The organism is Actinokineospora xionganensis (assembly GCF_014323725.1).
GTDB classification, from domain to species: Bacteria; Actinomycetota; Actinomycetes; order Mycobacteriales; family Pseudonocardiaceae; genus Actinokineospora; species Actinokineospora xionganensis.
The window spans coordinates 1-6,272 of record NZ_JABVED010000043.1; the positions used below are offsets into that span (position 1 = coordinate 1).

Annotated in this window: 5 protein-coding genes and 2 pseudogenes; 3 read left to right on the plus strand and 4 right to left on the minus strand. The window is 61.2% G+C overall.

Translation table 11 applies throughout. The features are described 5' to 3' along the window. Positions 1 to 1,103 (minus strand): annotated as a pseudogene (locus tag GPZ80_RS31675) (RHS repeat-associated core domain-containing protein); the annotation flags it as partial. 1,109 nt (positions 1,104 to 2,212) lie between these two features. Between GPZ80_RS31675 and GPZ80_RS31680 the strand changes: the two are divergent. After that, positions 2,213 to 2,737 carry a hypothetical protein gene (locus GPZ80_RS31680; protein WP_187224785.1) on the plus strand — a complete coding sequence of 175 codons (525 nt, stop codon included), beginning with the start codon at positions 2,213 to 2,215 and terminating at the stop codon, positions 2,735 to 2,737. Between the two features lie 13 nt (positions 2,738 to 2,750). Here the strand turns inward: GPZ80_RS31680 and GPZ80_RS31685 are convergent, their stop codons facing one another. Then, positions 2,751 to 3,605, minus strand: coding sequence for a hypothetical protein (locus GPZ80_RS31685; RefSeq protein ID WP_187224786.1), 855 nt, complete (start codon positions 3,603 to 3,605; stop codon positions 2,751 to 2,753). A 318-nt stretch (positions 3,606 to 3,923) separates the two neighbouring features. Here GPZ80_RS31685 and GPZ80_RS31690 point away from each other — a divergent pair, with 318 nt between their 5' ends. Continuing rightward, positions 3,924 to 4,463: an HD domain-containing protein gene (locus GPZ80_RS31690; protein ID WP_187224787.1), complete on the plus strand. Its 540-nt coding sequence runs from the start codon at positions 3,924 to 3,926 to the stop codon at positions 4,461 to 4,463. On the opposite strand, the gene GPZ80_RS31695 is transcribed toward GPZ80_RS31690, so the two are convergent. Continuing rightward, positions 4,460 to 4,936, minus strand: a complete 477-nt coding sequence (locus tag GPZ80_RS31695; RefSeq protein ID WP_187224788.1) for an NUDIX hydrolase — start codon at positions 4,934 to 4,936, stop codon at positions 4,460 to 4,462. The two genes, GPZ80_RS31690 and GPZ80_RS31695, sit on opposite strands and share 4 nt — an antisense overlap. A 4-nt stretch (positions 4,937 to 4,940) precedes the next feature. Beyond that, a complete protein-coding gene (locus tag GPZ80_RS31700; protein ID WP_187224789.1) occupies positions 4,941 to 5,777 on the minus strand; it encodes a hypothetical protein in 837 nt (278 codons plus the stop codon). A 186-nt stretch (positions 5,778 to 5,963) separates the two neighbouring features. On the opposite strand from GPZ80_RS31700, the pseudogene GPZ80_RS31705 reads away from it, so the two are divergent. Further along, positions 5,964 to 6,257 (plus strand): annotated as a pseudogene (locus tag GPZ80_RS31705) (hypothetical protein); the annotation flags it as partial. Positions 6,258 to 6,272: the final 15 nt, after the last annotated feature.

The window sequence follows — 6,272 nt, forward strand, 5'->3', positions numbered from 1 at the left end:
GGTTTCGATGTCTCCATCAAACCCGGTACGCAACAGGTCAACCAGAACGTGGGCCCATGGGTGTTGCACGGGCTGGCGTCGCACTTCTGGTCGACCGGGACGTCGCGCCACGTCAGCTGGTTCGCCGTGGTCAGTGGCACCGACGCGCAGGTCTCGGGGTCGGAGTTGGTGCAGCGTCCGGTGGGCTTGAACTTCACCGTGTTCGGCACGACGGACCCATAGATGGAGCCGTTGGTCTCGCGCAGTCCGTAGTCGATGCGCTTGGGCCATCCGCCCCGGGTGTAGGAGACACCGGTGGTGGCGTTGTTCGCGCCGTAGAGGTTGGTCTCTTTGTCGTAGTAGTAGGCAGTGGCGTTGCCGTGGGTGTCACGGACGTAGTCGAGGTTCCACCGCCAGGCGCGCGCGCAGTGCGGCTGCGTGAGGGTGTTCACCTGGCAGCTGTCGCCGGTGCCGGGGTGGGCCACCGGGACGGTCCACGCCGAGTTGGTGGCCTCCTGGTTTGTGGCTCCGGGCAGCTTGTGGCGTCCGAACCAGTACTCGGTGCCGTCGGCCGTGGTGATCTTCCAGCGTTCACCGTGGCGTGCGCCATTGGCGCCCAAGGCGCCCGGATCGCCATCGGTGGCCAACTCGACGATCTCGCCGTCGTCGGTCTCCGGCTTCCACTTCGTGCCATTCCAGACGAGCGGGGTGGACTTGCCGCCCAGGCTGAAGGTCACGTTCGGCTGGTTCCAGCACAGGTCCGAGGTCTGCGGCGGGGAGTCGACGATGTCTTCCGAGCAGGTGCGGAACGTGCGCTCGATGAATCCGGGCGAGTAGCTCCAGCCCAGTCCGATCCACGATGACTGGTTGTTGGTGCCGGAGGTCAGACCGTCCACAGCGGACGATCCGTAGGACAGCGACACCGTCGGCGCGCCACCGGCCGCCGACGGCGGCACCGCGATCGGGTACGACCAGGAGAACGAGCCGGAGTTGCCCGACGACGACCAGGTTCCCGCCGGGGACAGCGAACTCGCGGCGAAGGTTCCCTGGGTGCCCGAGGACTCCGCCACTGCGGCGACGGCGACCTCGAACGCTCCGGCTCCGGCCGCGGACGGGGTGGTCACACCCTGGCCGCTACTGGGCTGGCCAGGGTGACCGTCGCGGTGACCCGCTTCCGGCCGATGCTGCTTGACGACATCTGCGACCACAGTGCGACCACAACACCCCGAAAACGACCAGCGGGTCCACCCGTGAAGGGTGAACCCGCTGGTCAGGACCGTCGGGCTGACAGGATTTGAACCTGCGACCCCTTGACCCCCAGGACGGCGGAGTAGACATTTCCGCAGGTCAGGCAGCGTTTAGGGGTGAGCGCGAACGTTCCGCACAGACGGCATTGTGCATGGTCGTGCATGACGTGTGGTCCCCAAATGGTCCCCAAACCGGCGTCTCGTGAAGCCACAGTGGACAGTCCTCCAATGACGCCAGTGAGGCTGTGTCGTGTCCACAGGGCGAGCTGGTTCGGGCTGATGTCGCGGCGGCTGGCTCTGATCATGGTGCGCGCTCCCAGGTGAGATGATCGGGATGAACCTCGGTGCCTAGTCGGCCCCCGTTCCCTCGCCCCTGCCGGTTCTAGCGCTGGGTCGGCGGGGTCAAGAGTGGGAGCTTGCGAGCATCGGCGTAGCCGACGCCGTAGGCGCTCTTGATGCCGTCGTCCCGGCGTTAGATGTTCATTTGCGAGGGACCTCCAACGTGACCACGGGAAACGCGGCGTAGTCCGCGGTGAGGTCTGGCGCCCCTGATGGCATCCGTTGATCTGCTCGTCGCCTGCGGCGGCGCGTGGGCCTATGCGCGGCCTCTGGCCGTGCCGCGCGCCCGCGCGCCCGGAGCGAAGCGGGAGGGCGCGTCGTGGCGCGATGAATTCGGGCGGCGGTGCCAGCGTGAGAGGCCTGTCCCGCGCGCCGCCGCAGGCGGCGTGCCTTGATCCCATAGAGCCAAATTCAGCAGCACGGGCATGCTGAACCGACAGACCTCGTGAGCAAGGTTAGTTGACATATGACGGATCGCGATCGGGCCAAGCGACCATGCTGCCGTGTTGATAGGGAACAGGGATACGATGTTTGCACTGGCATGATTCGTCTCATGCCGACGTCGTGAACCTCGGCCTGTTAGAGCGATTGTGAGGAATTTCTTGATGACGAAGTCGCCTTCCTCGGAGGGAATCCACTGGCCTACGGTGGCACTTTCCACCTTGACCAGCTTTCTCGTCGCAATCATCGCTGGCGGCGCAACACTGGTGGCCACCGGGCAGGCCAATGAAAAGGATCGGGATATACGTCGAGACACAGTTGAACAGAGCCTGCGGGAAGAAGCCCGAAGGAAGCGTGAAACTGTTTACGCCCGGTTCGCGGAGACATCTAACCGATACAACGTTGCAACGTCACTTATTCTTAAGAAGTGCCCCGGACTGGAGGGGGCCACGAAGTCGCCGACAACTGAGGATTGCCCAACATCCGAACCCTTCAACCAAGCGCGATACGAGTTTCAAGGCACAATAAATGACATCTATCTATTCGGAACTCCAGAAGCTCAACGAGCCGCACGCCGCATTAGCGATCATCTACCCGCAGGGATTGAATCCAAGCTTCGCGACGACCCGATTCGGGCATCTGATCCCAAAGGATTTAGTGACCGTTATGCCGAATTCTTGACCGTGGCGTGCCGTGACGTGAGGATCGATCCTGGCCAACCTTGCGAGTAGTACAGCCTCGCAACTATTCACCTGGGACGACTTCATCGGAGTCATTAGCAGTCGCCCCTTGATCGCCTGCAGGGCCAATCAGGAAGGGGTCAGAGTCAACCGTCAGCTCCTGCAGCTCGTCGATTTCAACTGTCATCGGGTACGACGGATTGTAATTTTGCGCCGGGGGTAGTGCGGGCCATCCTGTGATGGTAAGCGTCGTGAACACCGTTGCGAGAAATAGCGCCAATCGACCGCCGGGCGAGTCAGCATCCCGACCAAGGCGTGACCAGATACCCGTTCGATGCATCCGATGAACGAATTCGTCTGCCACCTCTACGACGTCTGCGGTTCCAAAGAGTTGCGAACGGGACAGGCGAGATTGAATTTTGCGCAGAGCCTTGAGAATCCAATCCTTGTCAACTTCCGATAGCCAGTCCAACTTTTCGAACTCATCGACGAGTTGATCCACCTTGCCAATCAACTCGGCTATTGCATCACCTTCTGGGCTAACTTCGGGCAATTTCTCATGCAATTGAAGCGCGCAAACCTTCAAACATTTCATTGCCGTGCCGCCGACCTCGGCGAAGAAATTTTCCGCATTGTATTGCGAGATCGACTTGAATCTTTCGATGATACTTTCAACACCATGGAAACCTTCGAGATAGATCTGCGCGCTCGTTGCTTCCATCAGCTGATGCATCAACCTTGGCACGGCTTCAATCATTCGCACAACCCTTGCAATGCATGCGAACTGGTCCATTGAGTTATTAGGTGAAATATCGAACGCGCTCGCCCACGTGTTCCAGGCAGGTTGGTTAGAGAGGCCACGTGCACGTTCTATCAATGCGTGAAGTCGTCCAGCGGGGTTGTCCATGTAGACGGTCATAACCCAGTAGTATGCCATACTATTGCGCTTCTCCGAAGTCCCCTCGGCACGCCGCTGGCATATCGGGAATAGCCTCTGCAGTGGTCCCGGTTCCACAGGCAAGATGGATCAATGGCGCTCTTAAGACGAGAAAGGTTGCCACTCCGGACCTTGAGGACTGGCTTACGTGCATGGTGATCGATGGGCACTGTCGACAAGGGGTCCTACGCGGGTTTGATATTCAGTCAGTACGGCACCGAGTAGCATCCCATTCTCTCCGGCCGTGTTGGCGACACGATCTCAATGCAGAAACCATCTCATAGGGGCAGGATGGACCCCATGGAGATCGTCGGTAGGTCCCGCGCATTGGCTGAGCTGCTCGTGTCGCCACTTGGTCGACGTTGGCGACATGTGCACGCTGTCGCCGACCGTGCCCAGAGGCTATGCGGTGTGGTTGATGGCGAAGGCGACATCTTGGTGGCCGCGGCATGGCTTCACGACGTTGGTTACGCACCCGAGGTGAGGAAGACAGGGTTTCACGCGCTGGATGGCGCTCGATATCTACGCGATGATGGCTACCCGGACAGGATCGTTTGTCTTGTGGCGCACCATTCTGGCGCTCGTTTTGAAGCTAAGGAACGAGGATTTGAAGGTGAGCTAGCCGTGTTCGAGCTTGAAGACAGCCCAGTAATGGATGCCTTGATAACGGCTGACCTAACGACTGCGCCTGACGGAAGTGCATGCACTTATGATCAACGCATTGACGAAGTGCTGGCGCGATACCCTGTAGATCACCCCGTCTACCGGACTTGGTCGAAGGCGCGTGAGGTCATTGGGGCGAGCGTTCGTCGGACCGAGGAACGGCTAGCGAACCTCTAGCCCAGGTAGGGCGTCACCCGGCTCGCGTCTAGAGCGTGGTCAATCCGCAGGCGCATGGACGGGTGGATGGAGAGGCTGTCGAGGGCGGTGGGCTCGACCCATCGGACCGCCTTGGTTTCGGTGCCGTCTTCGCGGGGTGTTCCGCCGATCCACTTGCCCTCGAAGCACAGCGAGAACTGTTGGCGGACTTCGCCGTCGTCGTACGCCATGACGTGGTTGGGGTCGGTGTAGGTGCCCACCAAACGGACGATCTCTACGTCAAGGCCGGTTTCCTCGCGTACCTCGCGAATAGCGGTGTCGATGATGCGTTCGCCTGGGTCATGGCCTCCGCCCGGAAGTGCCCATAGGTCGTTGTCGACCTTGTGGATAAGCAGGATGCGGCCTGCGTCGTCGCGGATGGCGACGGTGACCGAGGGGACGACGCTGTTGACGGGTGGGGCTGCGGGGTCGTTGAAGTAGTCGATGCGGGCCATGTGGTCACTTCTCCTCGTCGGCGAGCTGCCAGACGCGCTCGTAGGAATCCATGTAGTGGCGCCACATTGGGCCGTCGTCGGTGCGGCGTAGATGTAGGACTGGACTTTCGCCTGCCAGTGCGCCGTAGGCGTGGCCGTTGACCAGGGCCTGATCGTCGAAGCGGTAGATGGAGTTGTAGAGGATCGTGCCGTGGGTGCGGATGTCCACACCCGGCAGCTCGGCCACGCTGCGAAGGTATCGGCGCATCATCTGGATTCGGCCTTCGAGTCCGCCGGTGGTGCCTTCCTCGACAGCTCGTTGCACGACGGCGGGCGACTGCTCGTTGCCGACCAGGAAGCGGAACTTGACGCCCTGACGGACCTTCGCGCGAATGACCGGTAGGACGTCGTACTGCTCGACAAGGAACTGACCGGAGAACACGAGGACGTCCACCCTGTGCGCCACGCTGTGGATCAGCTCGTTCCATACCGCGTAGGGCACGGACGCGCGGGTCGGGTACATGCGGACGATCTCGTCGTTCTGGTCTGCAGCTGGCTTTGCTCGCGCCGCCGTCGCTGGCTTGGACACGAAGCCGATTGATTCGGAGTACGGCTCGAACAGTTGACCGGCCTGCCAATCGGGAAACATCTGTTCCAACACCCGCAAGTGATGCGGGTACGGCAGCCCAACCATGGTTCCGGATAGCCAGCGGAAGTATTGCGCACGGCTTGGGCCAGACCCAGGTAGCTCGGGGTCGACCTTGCCCGCGGCTTTGTCGTATTCCTTTGTGAACGCGCGGTATCCCTGGATGTGGCGCTGCTTGAGAAGCACCTTGAGCAAGATCAGTGGCGAGTCGTCCATACCTCTCCCCCGGAGCCGTGAGCGGCCAAGACTACCACCCATGAGACCTAGATGCGACTCAATGAGTCCGAGACAAGCGCAGGTGCGACTCACACGGAATCTCGCCCGGACCGGTTCTTGGCCGAATGTGTTAGTAGGCCGCTGAAAGGCGGTGGCCAGGCAGGCAACCGAGAGGGACAACAAATCATGGCGATCGCAAGGGGACACCGTTTCCCGATCGAGTTTGAGGCAGCGTTTCCGCAGGGACTTGTGTTGGTCGGTGAGGTTTCGCCTGACAACGAGTACCAGTCGCGTGAGGATCGGGCCGCTGGCCGTCCGGTGCGGCAGCGGGTCGATGAGCTGACGGGTCTGCGGCAGTGGAAGGGGACGGTGACGGACCCGGATGAGGGGAACGCGAAGCGGGCGTCTTTCGAGATCACGTTCTTGGCTCCGGTTCAGCCGGTGCCGACGACGACGGAAGCACTGAGCCCTTTTCATCCTGCGGTGGTCTCGTAG

Bases quoted from the DNA above. Each gene is read 5' to 3' on its own strand.
- GPZ80_RS31690 (WP_187224787.1), top strand. From the start codon at position 3,924: ATGGAGATCGTCGGTAGGTCCCGCGCATTGGCTGAGCTGCTCGTGTCG.
- GPZ80_RS31700 (WP_187224789.1), bottom strand. From the start codon at position 5,777: ATGGACGACTCGCCACTGATCTTGCTCAAGGTGCTTCTCAAGCAGCGC.
- GPZ80_RS31685 (WP_187224786.1), bottom strand. From the start codon at position 3,605: ATGACCGTCTACATGGACAACCCCGCTGGACGACTTCACGCATTGATA.
- GPZ80_RS31695 (WP_187224788.1), bottom strand. From the start codon at position 4,936: ATGGCCCGCATCGACTACTTCAACGACCCCGCAGCCCCACCCGTCAAC.